General features: G+C 60.0%; 19 protein-coding genes and 1 pseudogene. 9 read left to right on the forward strand and 11 right to left on the reverse strand.

The features are described 5' to 3' along the window. Positions 1-53: 53 nt before the first annotated feature. The 4 genes from guaA to DNK10_RS20545 form a co-directional block, all read right to left on the reverse strand. Positions 54-1,634: a glutamine-hydrolyzing GMP synthase gene (gene guaA, locus DNK10_RS20530; protein ID WP_131181805.1), complete on the reverse strand. Its 1,581-nt coding sequence runs from the start codon at positions 1,632-1,634 to the stop codon at positions 54-56. Positions 1,635-1,758: 124 nt separating this feature from the next. Next, positions 1,759-3,228 (reverse strand): IMP dehydrogenase, encoded by a 1,470-nt coding sequence (guaB, locus tag DNK10_RS20535; RefSeq protein ID WP_131181804.1) that lies wholly within the window; start codon positions 3,226-3,228, stop codon positions 1,759-1,761. Between the two features lie 428 nt (positions 3,229-3,656). Next, on the reverse strand, positions 3,657-4,193 hold the full coding sequence (locus DNK10_RS20540) for a sugar ABC transporter ATPase (RefSeq protein WP_131192837.1): 537 nt from the start codon (positions 4,191-4,193) through the stop codon (positions 3,657-3,659). Positions 4,194-4,311: 118 nt separating this feature from the next. Continuing rightward, the gene (locus DNK10_RS20545) at positions 4,312-4,776 is read right to left on the reverse strand and encodes a multidrug/biocide efflux PACE transporter (RefSeq protein ID WP_131181802.1); all 465 of its coding nucleotides are present in this window, start codon (positions 4,774-4,776) and stop codon (positions 4,312-4,314) included. An 87-nt stretch (positions 4,777-4,863) separates the two neighbouring features. Here DNK10_RS20545 and DNK10_RS20550 point away from each other — a divergent pair, with 87 nt between their 5' ends. The 7 genes and pseudogenes from DNK10_RS20550 (at position 4,864) to DNK10_RS20580 (ending at position 9,626) form a co-directional block, all read left to right on the forward strand. Beyond that, entirely contained in the window at positions 4,864-5,739 is an 876-nt protein-coding gene (locus tag DNK10_RS20550) for a LysR family transcriptional regulator (protein WP_208738846.1), read from the forward strand. Between the two features lie 113 nt (positions 5,740-5,852). After that, complete coding sequence (locus tag DNK10_RS20555) at positions 5,853-6,212, forward strand: hypothetical protein (RefSeq protein ID WP_131192838.1); 360 nt, start codon at positions 5,853-5,855, stop codon at positions 6,210-6,212. A gap of 68 nt (positions 6,213-6,280) precedes the next feature. After that, a complete protein-coding gene (locus tag DNK10_RS20560) occupies positions 6,281-6,568 on the forward strand; it encodes a putative quinol monooxygenase (protein ID WP_131181800.1) in 288 nt (95 codons plus the stop codon). A 456-nt stretch (positions 6,569-7,024) separates the two neighbouring features. Then, positions 7,025-7,339: an NIPSNAP family protein gene (locus DNK10_RS20565; protein WP_131192839.1), complete on the forward strand. Its 315-nt coding sequence runs from the start codon at positions 7,025-7,027 to the stop codon at positions 7,337-7,339. Between the two features lie 148 nt (positions 7,340-7,487). Further along, positions 7,488-7,610: pseudogene (locus DNK10_RS20570) on the forward strand (IS5/IS1182 family transposase); the annotation flags it as partial. Between the two features lie 482 nt (positions 7,611-8,092). Then, on the forward strand, positions 8,093-8,554 hold the full coding sequence (locus DNK10_RS20575) for a hypothetical protein (protein ID WP_131192840.1): 462 nt from the start codon (positions 8,093-8,095) through the stop codon (positions 8,552-8,554). 64 nt (positions 8,555-8,618) lie between these two features. After that, positions 8,619-9,626 carry a LysR substrate-binding domain-containing protein gene (locus DNK10_RS20580; protein WP_131181796.1) on the forward strand — a complete coding sequence of 336 codons (1,008 nt, stop codon included), beginning with the start codon at positions 8,619-8,621 and terminating at the stop codon, positions 9,624-9,626. Positions 9,627-10,041: 415 nt separating this feature from the next. On the opposite strand, the gene DNK10_RS20585 is transcribed toward DNK10_RS20580, so the two are convergent. The 7 genes from DNK10_RS20585 to DNK10_RS20615 all read right to left on the reverse strand — a co-directional run bounded on the left by DNK10_RS20585 (position 10,042) and on the right by DNK10_RS20615 (position 20,276). Then, positions 10,042-11,286 (reverse strand): porin, encoded by a 1,245-nt coding sequence (locus DNK10_RS20585; protein WP_208738847.1) that lies wholly within the window; start codon positions 11,284-11,286, stop codon positions 10,042-10,044. Between the two features lie 840 nt (positions 11,287-12,126). Next, the gene (locus DNK10_RS20590; RefSeq protein WP_131192841.1) at positions 12,127-13,653 is read right to left on the reverse strand and encodes an aldehyde dehydrogenase (NADP(+)); all 1,527 of its coding nucleotides are present in this window, start codon (positions 13,651-13,653) and stop codon (positions 12,127-12,129) included. A gap of 337 nt (positions 13,654-13,990) precedes the next feature. Next, a complete protein-coding gene (locus DNK10_RS20595; RefSeq protein ID WP_131192842.1) occupies positions 13,991-14,518 on the reverse strand; it encodes a carboxymuconolactone decarboxylase family protein in 528 nt (175 codons plus the stop codon). 265 nt (positions 14,519-14,783) lie between these two features. Next, positions 14,784-16,796 (reverse strand): tripartite tricarboxylate transporter permease, encoded by a 2,013-nt coding sequence (locus DNK10_RS20600; RefSeq protein ID WP_131181793.1) that lies wholly within the window; start codon positions 16,794-16,796, stop codon positions 14,784-14,786. A gap of 105 nt (positions 16,797-16,901) precedes the next feature. Next, entirely contained in the window at positions 16,902-17,783 is an 882-nt protein-coding gene (locus DNK10_RS20605) for an amidohydrolase family protein (protein WP_131192843.1), read from the reverse strand. Between the two features lie 142 nt (positions 17,784-17,925). Next, a complete protein-coding gene (locus tag DNK10_RS20610; RefSeq protein ID WP_208738849.1) occupies positions 17,926-18,957 on the reverse strand; it encodes a Bug family tripartite tricarboxylate transporter substrate binding protein in 1,032 nt (343 codons plus the stop codon). 311 nt (positions 18,958-19,268) lie between these two features. Beyond that, positions 19,269-20,276 (reverse strand): LysR substrate-binding domain-containing protein, encoded by a 1,008-nt coding sequence (locus DNK10_RS20615; protein ID WP_131192844.1) that lies wholly within the window; start codon positions 20,274-20,276, stop codon positions 19,269-19,271. A 228-nt stretch (positions 20,277-20,504) separates the two neighbouring features. On the opposite strand from DNK10_RS20615, the gene DNK10_RS20620 reads away from it, so the two are divergent. Next, entirely contained in the window at positions 20,505-21,464 is a 960-nt protein-coding gene (locus DNK10_RS20620; RefSeq protein WP_131181790.1) for an ABC transporter substrate-binding protein, read from the forward strand. 17 nt (positions 21,465-21,481) lie between these two features. Further along, complete coding sequence (locus DNK10_RS20625) at positions 21,482-22,507, forward strand: amidohydrolase family protein (RefSeq protein ID WP_131181789.1); 1,026 nt, start codon at positions 21,482-21,484, stop codon at positions 22,505-22,507. The last annotated feature ends 2 nt before the right edge of the window (positions 22,508-22,509 follow it).

Below are 22,509 nucleotides of genomic sequence, written 5' to 3' on the forward strand. Positions count from 1 at the left end.
CGGGCTTCTTGGCATTTTTTGCTAGATCGTGCCGGACAGTGCTGGACGTGGGATCATTCCCACTCGATGGTCGCTGGCGGCTTGCTCGACACGTCGTAGGTGACGCGGGAGATGCCGTCGATTTCGTTGATGATGCGACCGCTGACGGTTTCCAGCAGTTCGTAAGGCAGGTGCGCCCAGCGGGCGGTCATGAAGTCGATGGTTTCCACTGCACGCAGGGCCACGACCCAGGCGTAACGGCGACCGTCACCGACCACGCCAACCGATTTCACCGGCTGGAACACCACGAACGCCTGGCTGACCTTGTGGTACCAGTCGGCCTTGCGCAGTTCTTCGATGAAGATGTGGTCGGCACGGCGCAGCAGGTCGGCGTATTCCTTCTTCACTTCACCGAGGATGCGCACGCCCAAACCCGGGCCCGGGAACGGGTGGCGGTAGACCATATCGTACGGCAGGCCCAGTTCGAGACCGAGGCGACGCACTTCATCCTTGAACAGTTCGCGCAGCGGTTCGACCAGCTTGAGGTTCATTTCCTCGGGCAGGCCGCCGACGTTGTGGTGCGACTTGATCACGTGGGCCTTGCCGCTCTTGGCGCCAGCGGACTCGATCACGTCCGGGTAGATGGTGCCTTGCGCCAGGAACTGGATGTTGTCGAGCTGGCTGGCCTGGGCATCGAACACGTCGATGAAGGTGCGACCGATGATCTTGCGCTTCTTCTCCGGATCGGCTTCGCCGGCCAGGTTGTCGAGGAACTGCGCTTCGGCGTTGGCGCGGATTACCTTGACGCCCATGTTCTCGGCGAACATGGCCATCACCTGCTCGCCTTCGTGCAGGCGCAGCAGGCCGTTGTCGACGAATACGCAGGTCAGTTGATCGCCGATGGCCTTGTGCAGCAGCGCTGCCACCACCGAGGAGTCCACGCCGCCGGATAGGCCGAGCAGCACGTTGGCGTCGCCGACCTGGGCGCGTACCTGAGCGATGGCGTCTTCGGCGATCTTCGACGGCGTCCACAGGGCTTCACAGCCGCAGATGTCGAGGATGAAGCGCGACAGGATGCGTTCGCCCTGCTTGGTGTGGGTCACTTCCGGGTGGAACTGCACGCCGTAGTAGTGACGGTCGTCGTCGAACATGCCGGCGATCGGGCAGCTCGGCGTGCTGGCCAGCACGTGGAAGCCAGCCGGGATCTCGGTGACCTTGTCGCCGTGGCTCATCCATACGTCCAGGCCGAATACGCCGTCGGCATCGACGTGGTCTTCGATGCCATCGAGGATGCGGCTCTTGCCGACCACGTCGACACGGGCATAGCCGAATTCGCGCAGGTCGGAACCGGCCACTCGACCGCCAAGCTGCTCGGCCATGGTCTGCATGCCGTAGCAGATGCCGAACACCGGCACGCCGAGGTCGAACACCGCTTGCGGGCAGCGCGGGCTGTTGGCTTCGTGTACCGACTCCGGACCACCGGCGAGGATGACGCCGCGCGGTGCGAATTCGCGAATCGCGTCATCGTCCATGTCGAACGGGTGCAGTTCGCAATACACGCCGATCTCGCGCACGCGGCGGGCGATCAACTGGGTGTACTGGGAACCGAAATCGAGGATCAGGATGCGGTGAGCGTGAATGTCTTGATGGGCCATGGGTGCCTCTACGAGGCAGCTTCAAGCTGCAAGCTTCAAGCTGCAAGTAATTGGGGAGCTGTAAGCCAGGCTATCAGGCTCATCCTAACAGCTTGGCGCTTGCAGCTTGTCGCTTGGGGCTGCTTCAGCCTACCCGGTAGTTCGGCGCTTCCTTGGTGATCTGCACGTCGTGAACGTGGGATTCGGCCATGCCGGCACCGGTGATACGCACGAACTCGGGCTTGGTGCGCATCTCTTCGATGGTCGCGCAACCGGTGTAACCCATGGAGGCACGCAGGCCGCCCATCAACTGATGGACGATGGAGCCCATGGCGCCCTTGTAGGCCACGCGGCCTTCGATGCCCTCGGGCACCAGCTTCTCGGCACCGGCGGAGGAATCCTGGAAGTAGCGATCCGAGGAACCCTGAGCCTGGGACATGGCGCCCAGCGAGCCCATGCCACGGTAAGCCTTGTAGGAACGCCCCTGGAACAGTTCGATCTCGCCCGGTGCCTCCTCGGTACCGGCCAGCATGGAACCGATCATTACCGCCGAAGCGCCGGCAACGATGGCCTTGGACAGGTCACCGGAGAAGCGGATGCCGCCATCGGCGATCAGCGGAATGCCAGTGCCTTCCAGCGCCGCAGCGACATTGGCCACGGCGGAGATCTGCGGCACGCCGACACCGGCGACGATACGGGTGGTGCAGATCGAGCCAGGGCCGATACCGACCTTGACCGCATCGGCGCCCGCTTCGGCCAGGGCCAGTGCAGCAGCGCCGGTGGCGATGTTGCCGCCGATCACCTGGATGTCCGGGAAGTTCTGCTTGACCCAGCGCACGCGCTCGATCACGCCCTTGGAGTGACCGTGAGCAGTATCGACGATGATCACATCGACGCCGGCATTGGCCAGCGCGGCAACTCGGTCACCGGTATCGGCGCCAGTTCCTACGGCGGCACCGACGCGCAGACGACCTTGGTCGTCCTTGCTGGCCAGCGGGTAGGCCTTGGCTTTCTCGATGTCCTTGACGGTCATCATGCCCTTGAGGGTGAAAGCGTCGTCGACGATCAGGACTTTCTCGATGCGGTGCTTGTGCAGCAGCTCGCGAACCACTTCCTTGGTAGCGCCTTCCTTGACCGTGACGAGACGCTCTTTGGGCGTCATCACTTCACGCACGGTAGCGTCCAGGCGGTTCTCGAAGCGCACGTCACGGGAAGTGACGATGCCGACCAGATCACCGTTGCTCAGCACCGGTACGCCGGAGATGTTGTGTTGGCGGGTCAGTTCGAACAGGTCGCGCACGGTGGCGTCGGCCTCGATGGTGATCGGATCCTTGACCACACCGGATTCGAATTTCTTGACCTTGCGGACTTCGACAGCCTGCTGCTCGATGGTCATGTTCTTGTGGATGATGCCGATGCCACCTTCCTGCGCCATGGCGATGGCCAGGCGGGCTTCGGTCACGGTATCCATGGCGGCGGACAGCAGCGGAATATTCAACTCGATGCCACGGGTGAGGCGAGTCTTGAGGCTGACGTCCTTCGGCAGAACATCGGAGAAACCGGGGATAAGTAAAACGTCGTCGAAGGTAAGAGCTTCTTGACTGATACGCAGCATGGCGGGGGCTCCCAGACGGGAAAATTGGAAGCGCGCCATTATACCGAGTCAGCCCCCGTCACTCAATGTAAAGAATAGGTTCGACCGTTCGGCAATTAATATCAATGATTCTCAGCCGGCAGGGAACCGAAGCGGATTCATGCAGCCTGATCTATTCAGGCTCAGGGAAGAGCTCCCCCCTTTTATATGCAGAACCGCGCCAGAGGCTGGTCTCCAGGCTGCCAGGCCGAGAGCAGCAATAAGCCTCCTTCCAGAGCCGGCTCAAGATCTTTCGACAAGATTGCACGTGCAATGACAGCAAAGTGGCAGTAGCGGCCTGCCGTAGGATGGACGACGCTTCACCTACGCGGCCCGATCCGTTCACCACTCTGCGGTCTCAATGGTGGATGAAAAGAGCGTCATCCACCCTACGGTGACTGCTCAGGCTCTCAGGCCTGCACCCATGCAACCGGGTAGCCCAGCCGTTCGGCGAACTCTTCGAGAAAGGCTGGCGTGAAGCGCGCCCCGGCCCAGCCGTTGAAGATGAAACCCAGGTTGGAAAAACCGCAGGGTTGCAGAAACAGGAAGCCGTTGATGTCATCTTCGTGCCGACATTCGGGGCACATGAAGTTGTCGGTTTCCCCCGGCGTCCACTCATCCAGGCTCTCGAACAGCGCCTCGCCGACTTCTCGACGGCACTCGGGGCAGCCGGCCTCCTCGAGAAAATCGTCGATGGGCGTATAGATGCAGCGCCGGTAAATGACTTCCAGGCCATTGATGGGTTGGCCGAACGGCAACCGATCCGCAAATTCAACGACCCGACTCGCCCCTGGCGCGATGGCGTAGGCCATGCCACTGCGCCCACAGGTGGTGGGCAGCGCCGCGACGATATCGCGCTTGGCCAGCCAGCGCAGGATCTGCTGCGCTTTGCGCTCATGGCCAGGAAAGCTGGAAATCCGCGGAACGACGATGCTCTGAGTTGCCATACCCTTGCCTTCGGGGATTGGAAATCCGCGCAGCTTAGGGGTTGCCTGCAACGAATCCAAGCTACATGGCGTTCGGCCGACGACCTGCAGCCTGGCAGATCGTCGCGAAAGCCAGTCGCTATCGGCAAGCCAGAGAGCAGGCCTCGCGGCGATTGAAGTAGCGCTCGCGCAGGCTGTCGTACGCCCAGTTGTAGCCCAGGGTGTAAGGCAGGAAGAACAGGATCAGGCCGATATCCAGAAAGAATGCCGCGACCAGACTGATGGACAACCACCAGGCCGCCAGCGGTACCAGCACCAGAATCAGGCCAGCCTCGAAGAGCAAGGCATGGCTGATCCGCGCCCACAGGCCGCGCTCGAAGCCCATGCGCCGCTGGGCAGCGTCGAACATGACGTTGAAGATCATGTTCCAGAGCATGGCGATGGCCGAGAACATCAGCGTCAGGGCGCCCATGTGCGCCAGGGATTTACCCATCGCCCAGGCCAGCAGCGGCGCGCACACCGCCACGGCGATCACCTCGAACAGGGTTGCATGCAGCACGCGCTCCTTGAAGGAGCGACGGGCAAGCTGATTGGATTGACTCATTGTCCAGACTCGCTAGGTAACGTCGATGGGGCTATCCTCATCGGAAAAACAGCCAGAGCAAAGTTGCCAGCCATCGGCAAAACCGATATGAACCTATCTCCCGAATCTCTCCATGCGTTCGCCCAGGCAGCCGCCACCGGCTCGTTCAGTGCGGCGGCCAGGCGCCTGGGTAAAAGCCAGTCGACGATCAGCGAAGCGATTTCGCGACTGGAAATCGACCTCAACGTCAGCCTGTTCGTACGCGGTGCACGCCAGCTCACTCTGACCGAGGCCGGCTGCAGCCTTCTGAGCCGCGTACAGGATGTACTGGCAGCGTCGGATCGCCTGTTGCGCCAGGCCGGCCAATTGGCTGCGGGCCTGGAGCCCAAGCTGACGCTGGTGCTGTCGGACGCCTACCAGGCCAGCCAATATCAGGCTCGCTTGGCCGAACTCGACCAGCGATACCCGGATCTGGAGTTCGAATGCTTCTTCGCCGAACATGCTGACGTGCTCGACCTTGTCGGCCAGGGCCGCGCCAATCTGGGCCTGCTCGCCGCGCAGGCCAGCTACCCACCGGAACTGGCACACGCGAGCCTGGCGGATTGTGCGGACTTCGGTCTCTTCGTTGCCAAGGGGCATCCGCTCACCCGATCGTCTCGGGTCAACCCGGAGGATCTGGCCCATTGGCGCGTATTACGCCTGAGTAGCGTGGCGGATCAGGAAGGTGCGCTGGACGATCTGCCAGGCAGCGGCGGACGCTGCTGGTCAGCACCGGACTATCTGCTGCTACTGGAAATGGCCACACTGGGCTTTGGCTGGGCCGCACTGCCACGACAACTGGTCATCGGCCATGGCGGTGAGCGCCTGCAGGAACTGGCAGTCAACGGTTGGCCCAGGCAGGTTTCAGTGGACGTGGTCTGGTCACGTGAGCGGCCGCTGGGCCCGGCGGCGGCGTGGTTGCTCGAACGGCTTTTGAATAGCTGAAATGGGAACGCACAAGGATATCCACCGATGAAGATCCATCTCCCGATCAATACCGGGCGCAGGCCTCATACCCGCCTTTGCGCTATCCATCTGCCGAGCGGCATCACCCACGCATGGTAATCGCGCTGTTTGCCCTGCTGGTCGTGCTGGCCCTGTGGATACGCCATACGCGCAACAGAAGGCCGCCAGTGCCCTCGGTAGCCAACGCCGAAAGGTTGCTGGCCTTTTTCGCCCAGCCGGAGCGTTACGCCGGACAGCCCATTGAACAGGTATTCGAGCACATAGGCCGTGTGCCACCTTGCGACGATTGGGACTGGGGCAGGCTGGTCTATGAATGGAGAGACCAGCAGCTGCGCCTGCGGATCATCACCCAGAGCGGCATGGTGATCTGCGCAGAGCGCCTCGATCCACTTGATACCAGCCGTTTCGGCAGTGTGCTCGAAACCTTCTGGGCACGCGATGAAACGGCCTGAACCTCTTTTCACGCACGCCCATATCCTGTTCACGCAGGAACGCCACCACTCAGGAGAACCGCAACCCGATGCTCACGGTCATTGCCCAGGACTTCATCAAGGAAGAATTCATCGAGCAGGTACTGCCGCTCTACGCCGAATTGGTACGCCGAACCCGCGAAGAGCCGCTGTGCCTGTCTTACGATCTGCACATCGACGAGAAGGATCCTGGTCATTTCGTTTTCATCGAAAAATGGCCGGACAGAGCCGCGCTGGATACTCACTGCAAGACCGAGCATTTCCAGACACTGGTACCCAGGATCGACAGCTACCAGCGCCAGCCCGGTACCTTCCTGCTGCTCGAACCATTCGCCTAGGGGGCTTTCATGTCCACCCTGGAATGGGCCAATTACCATTGCCGCCGCTCACCAGTGTCGCGACAACGGTCATGTGTCGGCCAGGGTGGTAGATGTGCCCGAGATGGAGTATGGCAGCCATGTGGCGCAAGCGGACGGTCGTAGGATGGGTCGGGCCGCGCAGGTGAAACCCATCGGAAATTGATGGGTTTCACCCATCCTACGGGCTGTAGAACGTAGCCTGGATTAGCCGCAGGCGTAATCCGGGGCCGAAGGCCATGATCCATGGTTCAACGCGGGTCACCGACCGGCCGCTTCCGCCTTTGAGCAACCACTCAGCCCGTTCGCTCGGATACGACATTTGATCTGTGATGTGGCACCAGGGTCATTTGCACAAGGCCGGCGCTCCTTACATCCTTCACCCCAGCAAATTCATACTAGGGCCTGGCCATGCCGAGCCCAGTCAAGGAGATGAGCATGATCACCTGCTACCTGCGCTATATCATCGACCCCTATCAACTCGCCGAATTCGAGCATTACGCCCAGCTGTGGATACCGCTGGTGGAGAAATTCGGCGGCCAGCACCATGGCTACTTCCTGCCCTCGGAAGGCAGCAACAACGTGGCCCTGGCGTTGTTCAGCTTCCCCAGCCTGGCCGCCTACGAGGAGTACCGCGAGCGTTCCATGCAGGATGCCGAATGCCTGGAAGCCTTCGCCTATGCCCAGCAGAATCGCTGCATCATCAGTTACGAGCGCAGCTTTATGCGCCCGCTGGGCGTAGGGCCCCGATAGCGCTTAGAACCTGTTCAACGTCTTTTTAGCAGGAGAGCCAGGAAGGCCAGATGAATGAATTGCAAACTGCGTCCACGCTCAAGAGCGTACTGCTGGCGTTGCGCCTCAGTCGCGCGCGGGCCGCACCAGCCTGATTTTTTAACGCCCGCTCCCCACGGCACAAACCATCATCGCGGACAAGGGCCATGACAGCGAGGCGATACGGGAGCAGATTGAGGAACAAGGTGCCACGGCTGTGATCCCAAGAAAGCGAACGTCTGTGAAAGGCAACAGACCCTAGCTGCAATTTGACCTTCCCTCACTACAAGCCATCAGATACAGGGGGCAGCAATCCGTCTTCGGTCAAATTCCAATCGGCAGGACGGGGCGGATTCAGATCAATGCCAATGCCTGCGTGTGCGGCCTGCTCATCACGTTGCATAGACCTCCCTTAACCATTCACTCAAATGCAACGCCATTTTTCTCAATGGATACTGCACCGATAGACGGGCAAAATTTTTAGCGCGTCTTATAAGTTATTGGCACGCGAACAGAGGCGCATCGGGCCGCACGAATATCTGCGAGAGCACGACCCCATAGTCGGTTCAAACAACTTGGCCCTCGCACGCAGGGCAGAGCCACGAAAGAGGAATCAAAGCACAAGCGAAGCCGGCCAAGCATCGCCCCTTATGCATCCACCCGCTCGACACTCTTCCATGCCTATGACGTGTTTCATGGTCAGACCGGGCACGTCCGTTAAAGAGGGAAATGGTCGTGGACAACAATCAACAGGATGCCTTCATTGCTCGCCAGCCCATATTCAAGCGCGCGCGACGAGTAATTGCCTATGGCCAGCCCGATACCACCAGGGCACTCTCCCCTGCCTCTGACGATCCTGATACTCAGCACGTCGCCGACATCTCTCCTGTCTTTGTTGATTGTTCCGTCAAATCGCCCACCACGTTCGACCTCCCTATACGTCCCGCTTGCCTGAGCGTATTAGTCCAGCACCGGAGACTTCGCCGGGCACGTCTTCTTGCGAGAAAAATAAACGGTTTCGAGCGAGCCCAAGAGCACTCGAACCTGGGCTTCGATCTTTTCCTGGGACACCTTTCGGACATCCGATACTCGTCAGTGCCTGGGTTCGCCCAGAAAATCCAGAACGATGGCTGGCCTCGCCTTTTACCCAAGCCGCGCAAGGATCAAGAACACCAACAGCAGCGGCTCGCCGCATGATTGACCAAACCGGGCAAATCCATACGCCGACTCGAAGAAAGCTCAAGCGGCTGAGGTACACAATGTGAATCATCTCGACTGGTATCTGCAGATCAATCTGAAGGCGCGGCACTTGCGCCTGCTCGTGGCGATCGACACGTACCGCAATCTGACCCAAGTGGCCGAGGTCACTCATGTGACCGTACCTGCCGTGTCGAAATCATTGGCCGAACTCGAGCGGGGGCTTGGGCTCGCCTTGTTTTCACGCACCACGCAAGGCTTGATGCCCACGCCATATGGCGATTGCCTCCTTCGCCACGCGCGGGCAATGCTGACAATCCTGCACCAGGCCCGCGATGAGCTGAAGTCCCTGAGGTCGGGGGCCGAGGGCAAGGTTCGCATCGGCATGTTGCCGGCTTCCGCCTCGGTGCTGCTGCCGCAGGCGCTGAACTTCCTGAAGCAGCAGTCATCGGGTACCAATGTGACGGTGATCGAAGGTACGACAGAGTCGCTGTTGCCTGAACTCTGGCAAGGTCGCCTCGACTTGGTCGTGGGCCGCCTGCCGCCTCCGGATACGCTCAGCAGCTTCGAGGAAAAGGAACTTCTCGAGGAGCCGGTGGTGCTTATGACGGGCCGTCACCATCCACTGGCCCGCAGGAAGACCCTGAATTGGTCGGATCTGTGCCCCTACCCCTGGATCTTACCGCCGCCCGGCTCGATATTGCGTGATCCACTGGAGCGGGCGCTCGAGGCGAATGACGTGCCGCTGACCAACAATTATATCGAAACGCTCTCGATTCACGTCGTCCGTGCACACCTGCAAGTCTCCGAGTTCATCGCGGTAATGGCTGGATCGATTGCCAATGACCCTGTCCAGCCTTTTCATAAGCTTCCGTTGAACCTGCCTAGACTGCTCCGCCCAACCGGCGTGCTGTGGAATCGCAACCGTGGCCTGAGCCCCAGTGCGCAACTCATGGTTTCGTGCCTGGAAGAAGCTGCTCAGCATCTGCTGACGGGTCTCGCCGCCACATCACAGCAGACACCATCCTCGAGTAAAGCGAAGCGCCATCGCCAATCAACGAATACGCGCTGAGCGGTCAGGCGATGTGCACATAGCACACTCCGCCTGATCGGGAGGTAAAGGTCACGTGCGAATCATGCAGAACGATCAATGCGTGGATGTGGGGTGCGCCGGACGAGCACATCAGCATTGAAGGTTACGAATGGAGTGGTCATCAGGATGGCATCAACGAAGTGCGACTCCTGATCACCATTCTGGGTGGCTTTCCGGCACGTTAGGGCGACTGCGAATCGGCTGCAAGAACCATCCTGTTCGGCCTGCTGTGCATCATGGGCCTTACTGCGGCGGGTGCAGGCACCTACCGCGGCACGCCTCCTCATCGTTCACGCCATGTACCTGCGACTCAGTGTTGCGTGTAACGCGCTCCTCAATCGGCACTCCCGGATCATGCCGGGAATGCCGGGTGGTGCGGATCTCGCATCGCTTCTCAGAACCGATATTTGATACCCGAGATGATGGATATCTGCGAGTCACCATTTGGAGGGGCGACCTTGGGCGAAGAGTTGGTCGCTGCGAGAGAGAGGTCGCCGCCGTTACTCATGTGTTCTGCCGACACATACAGATCCGTTTGCTTGGACAGCGAGTAGACGCCGCGCAATACGATCGCTTGTCCCTTGTCGGACGAACCTTTGTATTTGAGTTGCCCCAGCATGCCATCGATGGAAAAGTTCTTGGCCACCGGTACCTTGGCGGCCAGCCACACCAGGTTGCTCTGCGGTGTAGCGATACCTTCGTTGTCGCGCTTGACCCAACCCGCGGCTATCTTGGCATCACGTACCATGAAGTAGCCGCCCAAGAGGAAACGGCTGTCCGTACGATCCGGCGAAGTGAGACCGCCAGGTGTCGCTGCAGTACCGCCATAAATTCGCTCATAGGCGCTGGACAAGCCCCAGCTCTTTGCGTCGTACTTGATCATGCCCGCCCATTCTCGACATTGGTTGACGTCGTCAACCTCGCCCGCGCAATTACTTACGGCGTCACGGCCAAAGCTGTAATTCACACCGAGGTTGAAATTACCGATGGGAAGGAGGTAGCGAATGGAGTTATCAGCGCGAGCAGAGCCTGTATAGCCTTCGTCCAGCGTGGTAAGGCCGTGCGAACCGGCGCCGAACGGATTGAGTTCCTGCCATGCCAAAAACCGCACGTTGTATTGGCGACCGAACGTCAAAGTGCCGTAGTCCCCTTCGAGGCCGACGTATGACTGCCGTCCAAAAAGGCGTCCGCCCTGGAGCGAGGTGCCAGTGTCTGGCGAAAAGCCGGCTTCCAGGTTCCATACGGCTCGAAGATTCCCGCCTAGATCCTCCTTGCCGCGAACCCCCACGTAGGAAGTCCCCATCCCCGAACTCAAGCGCGAAACATTGCCACTGCCGCTTACGTTGCTGACGTGCTCGACCCCAAGATCAATCTGGCCGTACAGGGTTATATCGCGTCCAAGGGCCTTCAGCTTGTCCTGATTGGCCGCCAGTGCTCTGCGATGCTCGTCGCTGGCAGCGCCGGCCGACTTCTCGGCCTTCAGTTGCTCCCCCATCTGATCGAGCCGCTTGTTCAGCTCCTCCAGTCGCGCAGTAAGCTCCTGCAATTGCTTGGTCTGTTCGGTGCCTTGCTGAGCCCATGCCGGAGAAATACTCAAAAACGCAGAGCAGGCGAATATGGCAGTCCTGTATTTCGTCATCTCTGAAACTCTCTTTTTTGTTATTAGATTTGTTGAGTAAACGCAACGAGAGATTGCGGAGATGCTTATGCAGAATCAATTGAGAAACCCCGCTCTACGCTTGACTGCATGGTTAAGGCACTCAGCGTGACGGGGAGCGGATCCCATCAAGAATTCAAGCCCTGCGGCTACGCTATCGAAGCGGATATCGCACAGCGGCGGTGCGGCAAATAATTGATGCCATGCAGGCTATAACCAAGGCCGCGCATGGCCTTGGTATCACGCAGAATAGGCGGGTAGCCGGGTGCTATGGGCGCGCCGCGTCAAGCCCAAACCGTTTCGAGCGACGATGCCCATGCCTGGTACCGATGCTCGCGGACATCCCTGTCCGATGGAGCCGCCACACAACATCACGAGCAGGATCAGCCACTGCGCCAGCTCATCGAATTAGAGGCCACGACTGTGCCCGTACTCTCGCACCGAACCAAGCTGCCGGATCATGGCGAGGCGAGCTGGGCTACCGCGAGTGTGCTCTGCGCAGTTATGAGCAGCTCGCGGTCAATCAGATTGAGGTGATCCATGGCTACGAGCAAACAGGTTCAGCCTTAACCTGCTCCATCGGTCATCAATAACCCCGGCGAATGGGCCTATGACAATGACCGCAGCAGGTCTCCGGCCACGAGATACCGGGCCAGAAGGCGGAACCGCCCCCAGACTGGCCAAGCCCAGGCGATGCGCTGCATCCGGATGCCGGCCAAGGCAGGCCATCGCCCCAAAAGAACAGGTCGAACTGGCTGCCAAAGAGCACGCGAGATGGCACCGAAGGGTGTCAGGAGGCGGGTATGGTTTTCTTTACCGATGTCACTGCAGATCCTTTGGCAATACGCCTTTGGGGAGGTTCTGGTAACAGACGGGACGCAACCAGCGGCGAATGGAGAGCGTGCCGACCGAAGTGGCGCCGAAGTTGGTGGAAGCGGGGTAAGGGCCACCATGAACCATTGCATCGCAGACTTCCACACCAGTGGGGAAGCCATTGACAAGTATGCGGCCGGCCTTGCGCTCGAGGATCGGGAGCAGCCCGTGCGCGGCCTCGGTATCGGCCTCCTCCATGTGAATCGTGGCAGTCAATTGGCCAGCGAGGGATTTGGCGACGTCGCGCATCTCTGCAGGGCTTTCCACCGTAATGATCAGGCCGAGCGGGCCGAAGACCTCTTCGGCAAGCAGGTGATTGCCGAGCCAGTCCTTGGCGGCAATGCAGAAGAGATTCGGCGTGGCGTCACGCAGATCGCAGGGAGAGGTTAGCAGCGACCGCACTCCCGTTTCGGCGGCAATGCGGTCGCGGCCGACGCGGTATGCAGCCGCAATACCGTCGGTAAGCATCACCTGCGGCGGGGTCTGACGCAGCGCGGCACGGGCGCCTTCGGCAAAGGCCTCGCCCTCGGGGCCACGCATGACCACGGCGATACCAGGATTGGTGCAGAACTGCCCCGCGCCCATGGTAAGCGAGGCGGCCCAGCCCGTGCCGATCGCCTCGCCGCGGGCGGCAAGAGCGGCAGGCAGCAGGAACATCGGATTGACCGACCCCAGTTCACCGAAGAATGGGATTGGATCGGGACGCGCCGCGCAGAGATCGAATAGGGCACGGCCACCGCCAAGCGACCCGGTGAACCCCACGGCACGGATCAGCGGGTGCTGGACGAGCGCTTCGCCCACGTCGCGCCGCCCGCCTTGAACGAGCGAGAAGACACCGGGATGCATACCACAGCGGGTAATGGCGGCAAGCACCGCTTGCGCGACGATTTCGGAGGTGCCGGGATGCGCAGAGTGCCCCTTGACCACGACCGGGCAGCCCGCGGCCAGCGCTGAGGCGGTATCGCCTCCTGCCACCGAGAACGCGAGCGGGAAATTCGAGGCCCCGAAGACCGCCACCGGGCCGATCGGCCGCTGCATCAACCGTAGCGTGGGAGTCGACAAGGGCTGAGGGTCGGTGAGGCTGGAGTCGTGGCGGCGTTCAAGGTAGTCGCCAAGACGGATATGGGCCGCGAAGAGACGCAGTTGCATCACCGTGCGGCCGCGCTCGCCGACGAGCCGGGCCACGGGCAGGCCGGTTTCCTGGGTGCCGATCTCGGTGATAGCGTCAGCACGCGCCTCGATTTCATCCGCGATGGCCTCCAGAAAAACAGCGCGCTCCTCGCGTGTGCTGTAGCCGAAGGACCAGAAAGCCTCTTCGGCGGCACGGCAGGCCTGGTCGACGAGTGCGGGCGTGCCCACCGAGAAGGAATGCGCAGGGCCATTGGCCGGGGCCGAACGAAACTGCGCTTCTGTCGCAATCTGCACACCTGCGATGAAATGCTGGCCGTGGGGGACGAAAGGAGATACGACGCTCATGGGGCATCCTTTTATTCATGTCTGTATTTAGGTATGTGGTGCGCGAAGTTACGTTGCACCGATGTCAGGTCTTTGCGGGCGCGCTCGTGAGCTGGTGAGACGTTCAGCCAGTGCCTGGAAGTTTGCGCGGTTCACCTGTTAGCCACCATTTCGGGGGACGAGATCCTATGCCTCCGAGACAACGCCTATGGCCGTCCAGCGCTCCCAGACCGACCACAGAAGCAGTCCGGATGGGACGTGGCGCATGAGACGCAGCCCGAAGTGCCTGGGTTCTCCCCTCTCGCGCTCGCGTCCCGATTACGCGTCTGAACGCTGCGTCCCGCAGCGTAATGAACCGTCAGCCTTTTGGCTGAAGCGCATGCAGGCTCATGGCCAGCGAAACAGAAGTGAAATACCCTACGACGATGAGCAACTCGGCAATCACCGCTCGGCCCAGATCGGCTTCGTAACGGGCAAAACGCTCATCGTCGATCACGCCTCCTGCGAGGATGTCGCAGACCGCGTCACTGATCACACCAAGGCGTCCATCCCCCGGTTCGGGTCGCTGCTTCTCGAGGATGGTTCTGACCATTGTCTCTGGGACTCCGGCCTTCAATGCATGCCGCCGGTGGTTGGCGATGACATAGGGTGCGTTCCAGAACACCGCCGTGGAGAGGATCGCCACTTCGCTCTCCACCTCGCTCAGCACTGGCGAGCGGTCGATATGCGTGCCGATGATCTCCATCCCTTCGGCTAGATGCGGGTTGTGTAGCCAGATGTTGAACGGGGTGGGAATACGTCCCCGCCCTTCGCCCAGGCGTGCGATGACTTCCTTCTGTTTGTCGGAGGTATTTTCAGGCTCAATAGGCTGCAATCGACCATTCATCTTTCTCTCTCCTTCTACAAAATGATGCCGGAGCAGAATCCCGCTTTGGTGCGCCCCGAACCTCTCGGACTTTTACCCCCAGGGTTGGAACTTTTGCACTTCCTGAAGACAGGAAAGGCGTCACGCTCTGCTCGGCGAACGACAGTGTCGCTACACCTCCATGCGTCAGCATGGCAACTATCCATCTACAGCGTTGAGCACATCCTTGTGCGCGGCTTTGCCGTACTAACGCTCGGTATTTTTCGCGGTGTAATGGTTACCCCACTCAATAACCGAGGAGGCTACTCGGCCAAGCGATATGGAGGAGCCGGTCGAAGATGCCATACAGGATTGCCGTCACGCAGACCGCAAGGATCAGACTGAGTCGCCAAGGCTCACGGCCCTCGATGCGCATGAAAGCTACGATCAGCAGCGGCACCGTCGGAAGCATGCCAATCAGCGCAGTAGAGACGAAGAAGGCGAGGAACCAGCCAAAGAATCTTGTTGCTCTCACCAGAACCAGCTTGTCTGGCAGTATGCCGTGGTCACTCGCGGCATCCATGTGAATGCTGCCGCCACTCGTAGCACGTATCGGGGTGACGAAGATTTTGTATGCAAGACTGATCGTCCCGGCGATGACAAGAATGCTTGCGACCACCGTCGGACCGATCGCGGCCAGGAAATTCCACTCCTGAGCGGTCACCAACATGAAGAGCCCGGCACCGATGAAGAGCACATACGTGAGGTCTTCAGCCTTGAGTACAACCGTCCCCTTCGGCCGCAGCCGCAGCGTCCGCGCTCCACCGCCCTTTCTCAGCAGCTTGAACAGCGGGGTGAACAGGATAATCGCAGAGAGGATGAGCAGTACCAGGACACCCGGGCGCGTCAGCCAATCCGTGCCATAGCGCATGAAAGAGATCGACATGTAACGCTCGATTAGCAAACCGAGCACCAGGCCAAGGATCAACGGTGGGCGCGGCCATTTCTGGCGTTTCATGATCCAGCCGATCGATCCGGCCAGCGTTAGCACGAACAAATCTCCCCAGCTACTCGATCCCTGGAAGGCGCCGATCAGGACGACGGGAATCATTACCGGCAGAATAAGCGAGTAGCGTAGCGTCGCGAGCTTGGCAAACTGGCCGCTGAGCAGGAAACACAAGCCTGCGCCAAAGATATTGGCAAGAGCGATCGACCAAACCATGGAATAGGTCAGGTCGAGATGCTTGGTCAGCATATCGGGCCCCGGGTTGAACCCGTGCACCATCAGTGCCCCAAGCAGAATTGCCTGCGCCGCACCGCCGGGTAACCCGAAAGCAAGCAGCGGCACCAGCATTCCGCCCTCCTTCGCGTTAGTGGCCGATTCGGGAGCGATCACCCCACGCACATCGCCCTTGCTGAAGGTTTCCTTGGCACCCTTCTCGGTTTGCAGCGCATGACCATAGGCGATCCAGTCGATCACCGCTCCGGTAATACCTGGAACCGCCCCGAGGAAGGCGCCTATCCCGGAACAACGAAGCACCAGGAACCAGTTTCGCAGAGTGTCCTTGACGCCCTGGCCCATCCCTTTAAAAGTCCCTACGGCCGCGTGGTTGCTTACCGCGGAGCGCTGTATGGCGAGATCGCACAACTCAGGCAGCGCGAAAAGGCCAAGTAGCACCGGCACGAGAGGGATACCATCCGCCAGATAGAGGAAGTCGCCCGTCCAGCGCATTTGCCCGGTCTGAACATTGGTGCCAATCATGCCCACCAGAATGCCGAGGCAGGCTGCGACCACCCCCTTCAGCGGCGCATTGCCCGACAGCACCGCAACCATCGTGATCCCGAAAATTGTCAGCGCCAACATTTCGGGTGTGGTGATGGAGAGGACGAGCGGCCGTACCAACGGCAGCGAGACTGCCAGGATGACTGCCCCGACCAATCCCCCAAGTAGCGATGACGTGTAGCACGCACTCAGCGCGCGCGATGCCTCGCCGCGCTTGGCCATCGGCAGCCCGTCGAGCACTGTCGCCTGCGAGGCCGAGCTTCCTGGTACGCCCAAAATCACCGCCCCGATACTATCCGAAGTGGTGGAAACCGAATGCATACCGAGCAACATGCCAATGGCCGCGATGGGATCCATCGTGTACGTGAACGGCACCAGTAGCGCAAAGCCGGTTAGGCCACCGACCCCGGGCACCAGTCCTATGGCGATGCCGGCCAGAACCCCGAGGATGACAAACACCAGACGATCGAATGACAAGATGAGCGACAGCGCGTTACTGGCTGCCGACAGTGTTGATGAATCGAAAAGGAAATCCATGATTCGTCCTGATTAGTGGGCAAGCTCACTTTGTGAGTCAGCTAGGTTTAAGACAGGCACATCGCTTGCCGGGCGTTCAATCCGGCCAGCGCCATACCCCACCACCTAGAGATTCGAAAGCGCTTCTGCGTTCTGCTCGGCAAGAGTCGGATAAAGGATCTTCGCCGTACGGCCCCAGATCCAGACACGCTCCTCTTCGCTCAGGGATGCGAAGCAGGCGTGCCCCTGATCGATCAACTTCTTCAACGGCCCCTCCGAGGCCGGATAGTTCGAGCCGAAGGCCAGATGGTCTGCCCCGAATATCTGTACCAGATGAGGGAAAAACGCCTCGCTTCCTCCAGGCGCCGCCTGCGCCAACTCGAAGGTCTTGGGCGTGATCTTGAGGTAGATGTTCGGGTATTTCGCCAGGTCGAACAGCCCTGCACAGGCAGCGTAGGGAGGCCCGTCCTCGAGCTGCGGGCGCCCGCAGTGATCGAGCGCAATCCTGACGGTGGGGAAGCGCTCGGCAAGTTCGGCCACCATGCTCAGGCCGGCCGGAGTGGTCTGGATCACGATGGTCATGCCAATCTCGGCGCAGCGCTCCCAGATCGGGAAGGTTGCCGGGTTGACCAACCAGCTGCCATCGGTCTGATGGGTCGCCCCGCCGGTGAAAAGCCGAATCCCGCCCATGCCACGGGCCAGCCAGTAATCGAAGGTCTGCAGCGCATCGGGAGCCAACAGATCGAAGGAATAAACACCGGTGAATCGCTTCGGATGTATCGCCACGGAGTCGGCCACGTAAGAATTATTGTGGCCATAAGTGGTAGAGGAATGGACGATCGCCGCCTTCGCAACCCCGGCCTCATCCATCTCCCGGATCAACTGTTCGAATGTGGCCGGACGCGTGGCCGACCACTTGGAACGATGTCCACTCTGAGGTGCAATGGGATAAAGGGCAGTGTCGGTTGAAATGATATGGGGATGAATATCGATGATTGAGGGTGTCATGTTGATCGAACCTCTTGACGATTTACGGTCATTTCCCCTCGAAAGGATCATGACATTTTGTTATTGGCATCAGAGCTGACTTACAAAGCGCGCACGAAGGCCGTAGGGCCGACACCGTGGCCTTTCCAGATGTAATTCAGGATTAAAGATTGCGAAACTTGCGTGCTTCTTCAATCACCGAAACGGGGGCGTCATAAATTTTATTTATGATCCGTTCCATCGCCACCGCGTCAATGGCATTGACCGGAAAGCCCGCACCTTCCACCGCAGCGATGAACTCGGGATCAGCGATCGTCGCGGAGAAAGCCGCACGCAGCGCATCCAGTCGATCTTGAGGCACGCCTTGCGGCAACGCGATAGGCCGCCCGGCCTCGAAGGGAGACACGAAGAAGTCAAACAAAGCCTTTACGTCGGGGTCGGTGACATAAGCACTCAGGTTCGGGACATCAGAGAAGGCGGGATCGCTTTTCCAGGCCAGATGCAGTAGCACTTTCATCTCGCCATCGGCGAGCATCCGTGCCGGCTCCCCCTCCTGCACCCCGTCAATGGTCGAGGCCCAGCCATCGACTTCGCCGCGCTGCATCGCCAGATAGACTTCGCTGCGCCCCGTATAGCCAGGAACGATCTTCATCTTGGTGCCAACATACTGGTTGAGCATTGCTGGCAAGATCCGGTTCTCGTTAGAGAAGCCGGTCGCACCAATGATCAGTTCCTCCTTGAAGAGATCATCTGCCGTGGTTACCCCGGTTCGGGTCATCGCGACCAGGGCATAGTTGACCTTGTCGAGACTGCCAAGCCACGTTACTTTCCGTGGATCGAAGTTGCTCTGCTTCGGCTCCAGCAGCGGCGTGTAGAGGTTGTTGCGCTGTAGAAAGCCAACAACGGTTCCGTCTTTAGGCTGCGAAGTCTGGAGCGAAGCGGCCGCAACCATCCCTCCTGCTCCGATGACGTTCTGTACCACCGGTATGGGCTGCCCAGGAATATGCTTTGCAAAAAAACGCGCGAACTGGCGCGCAAAAGTGTCCGTCGGCGTGCCTGCATCGGCGCTTACGATAAGAGTGAGCGCTTTGCCACGATAGAATTCCTCGACTGATTGACCAAAAGCCGGCCCAGCAACGAGCGTCGCAGCTGTGAGCGCACAACTGAACAAGGCCGCTCTGCGTGTAATGCCCATGGCTTTGTCTCCTAATAATAATTGTTAGTTGGATAGGAATACGCCATCGAAATCCCAGGATCGATCCAGCTTGTCCGGAATGCCCGGATCTTTCGGGCAATCTCCCTTGCTGAATAGGCGTGTCGAAATGTTGTCCGTGCGCCATCCCAGTGTCTATTGAGAAAAGCCACTCATGCTTTAAGCAAATGGTTAACCCTGACGTAGCGAGATGGGGCAGGATCTGACTGGTCACCGGAAAGCGCCACGGGTGAAGAGTCTCCCTGGCAGGCAACAGATCATTCGTGCCGAGACAATAGCGCCCGGGCGGCGCGTTACAGCGCGTCAGTTGAGTGGCGGACTCGCTTCGCTTTGGCCAAGCGCACACCTCCGTGCGATGCGGCCTCGAGCTCCGTCGACAGCTGACGAGCAGCTTCTTCCAGGCACAAAACCATGAGTTGTGCACTGGCTGTCAGGCCCCGATTGCGATTCCACAGCACGCCGGCCGGGCGAACCAATCGAGGCAGGCTCAAGGGAAGCGTATGAAGAGGCTGCGCGAAGTCCTTGGCGATCGATCCGGCCATTACTGCAATAAAATCGGATACCTGTAAGTGCGCACGGACGACGTGAATCGAGAGCGTCTCGATATAATTGTTGGTCAACGGCACGTCATTCGCCTCGAGCGCCCGCTCCAGTGGATCACGCAATATCGAGCCGGGCGGCGGTAATACCCAGGGATAGGGACATAGATCCGACCATTTCAGCTTTTTCCTGCGGGCCAACGGATGGTGACGGCCCGTCATAAGCACCACCGGCTCCTCGAGAAGTTCCTTTTCCTCGAAGCTGCCGAGCGTATCCGGGGCCGGTAGGCGGCCCACGACCAAATCGAGGCGACCTTGCCAGAGTTCAGGCAGCAGCGACTCTGTCGTACCTTCGATCACCGTCACATTGGTACCAGGCGACCGCTGCTTCAGAATGCTCAGCGCCTGCGGCAGTAACGCCGAGGCGGAAGCAGGCAACATGCCGATGCGGATCTTGCCCTCGGCTCCCGACCTCAGGGACTTCAGCTCATCGCGGGCCTGGTGCAGGATCGCCAGCATTGCTCGCGCGTGGCGAATGAGGCAATCGCCATACGGCGTAGGCATCAAGCCCTGCGCGGTGCGTGAAAACAAGGCGAGCCCAAGCCCCCGCTCGAGCTCGGCCAATGACTTCGACACGGCAGGCACGGTCACATGAGTGACCTCGGCCACTTGGGTCAGATTGCGGTACGTGTCGATCGCCACGAGCAGGCGCAAGTGCCGCGCCTTCAGGTTGACCTGCAGGTACCAGTCGAACTCTGCCACGTCGTGCACCTCAGCAGCTTTACCATTTCGTTAAGCCTAACCCATTTTTACTCAATCGACGGGGGGGCTACTCGTGGGCAGCATACGAATGCATCCCACAGTCAAGCAGGCGGCGCAGGCACCGATTCAGCCCCCGTTTGCAGAAGTCTTGGCGCTACCGCCGCGCAAAGGCTGACCCGCAAATCTGCAAGTAGTCGTTTGATAAAGATCACTAACAAGGAAAAATAAATGTCAGTTCATCTTAAGATTGCTATCGCCGATCATCCGCATACCGCAGCGATTCGCAGCGGCGCCATCCCCATCGAAGGCGTGGATGCCGAATTCATCACCGTCAAACCACAGATCGCTGCTTTTCGTCGCATGGTGCGCGATGTCGAATTCGATGTCTGCGAAATTGCCCCGACCACCTATATTATCGCCCGCGCCTATGGCGCTCCTTTCGTTGCACTGCCCATCTTTGTGGTGCGCCGCTTCCATCATGCCGGCCTGCTGGTTCGTCCGGATGCGGGCATCAAGACCCCGAAAGATCTGGAAGGCAAGAAGGTCGGCGTACGCGCCTACTCTGTGACTACCGGCGTGTGGACCCGCCAGGTGCTCATCGACGAGTTCGGTCTCGACTCGAGCAAGGTCACCTGGGTCGTCGACGACGAGGAGCATGTGACGCAGCTCAAGCTGCCGCCTAATGTCATTCATGCCTCCCGCCCCCTGGCCGAGATGATGGCCGACGGCGAGTTGGTTGCAGGTTTTGGTGCAAACGCAGGCATCGGCCGTACAGGCAACCCCACGGACGGATGGAAAGAAGTCGAGGCCGACTATCCCGACCTCTTCCCGAATGCGACCGAAGTGGAAGCCGAGTACTACGCCCGCACCGGCGTCTACCCCATGCACGGCACCATCGTCGTGAAAGACTCGATACTCGCCGAGCACCCCTGGGTAGCCAAGTCCATCTATGACGCCTTCGACAAGGCCAAAAAGGACTATCTCGCCCGACTTGATGCCGGCGAGGCCACCGACAAGACCGACAAAAAGTACCTTGAACTGCGCAAGATCGTCGGCCATGACCCGCTGCCCTACGGTATCGAAGCCAACCGCAAGACCATCGAGGCACTCGAGGCGACCGCGTTCAAGCAAGGCCTGACACCTCGTCGCATGTCCATGAACGAGCTGTTCGTGGATCCCCAAGCCTGAATTTGACGGAGCAGATCATGATTATCGATTGCCACGGTCACTTCACGACCGTCCCCGCTTCGTTCCGCGACTGGCGCGCCAAACAAATCGAATTCGCCGACGACCCGCTCAACGCGCCGTCGCTGTCTGGTGCCCATGTGACTGACGATCAGATCCGCGAAGGCGTCGGCAACGGCCAGTTGCGGCTGCAGAAAGAGCGCGGCGGTGACCTCACCCTGTTCTCGCCGATCGCCGGCTTGATGAGTCACCACCTCGGCAACGAACGCACGAGCCTGGAATGGGCCGAAGTCTCCAACAACCTCGTGCGCCGCGTCTGCGACATCTACCCTGACAACTTCGTGCCCGTCTGCCAGCTACCGCAGTCGCCACTGGCGCCACCCAAGAACTCCATTCCCGAGTTGCGCCGCTGTATCGAGGAGATGGGCTTCGTCGGCTGTAACCTGAACCCTGATCCAAGCGGCGGCTACTGGACCGGAACGCCTATCACTGATCGCGAGTGGTACCCGCTGTTCGAGGCACTGTGCGATCTCGACGTGCCTGCCATGATCCACGTCGCGGCCTCGTGCAACCCCTGCCACCACGGTACGGGCGCACATTACCTGAACGCCGACACCTCGGTTTTCATGCAGCTCCTGCAGAGTGACCTGTTCAAGGACTTCCCGACGCTGCGTCTGGTCATCCCCCATGGTGGCGGCGCCGTGCCCTACCACTGGGGCCGCTATCGCGGCATGTCGCTGGAGATGGCCAAGCGTCCGCTGGAGGGTCTGCTGGAAAACATCTTCTTCGATACCTGCGTCTACCACCACCCGGGCGTGGAGCTGCTGACCAAGGTCGTGCCGACGAGCAACGTGCTGTTCGGCTCGGAAATGGTCGGTGCCGTACGGGGCAAGGATCCAGACACCGACCAGTACTTCGACGACACCAAGCGGTATCTGGATGCCTGCACGGCGCTTTCCGATGCGGATCGCCATGCCATCTTCGAAGGCAACGTTCGGCGCGTCTATCCGCGTCTCGACAAGCATCTGAAGGCCAAAGGCAAGTAAGG

It is taken from the genome of Phytopseudomonas daroniae, from assembly GCF_004327275.1.
In the GTDB taxonomy this organism is placed as follows: domain Bacteria; phylum Pseudomonadota; class Gammaproteobacteria; order Pseudomonadales; family Pseudomonadaceae; genus Aquipseudomonas; species Aquipseudomonas daroniae.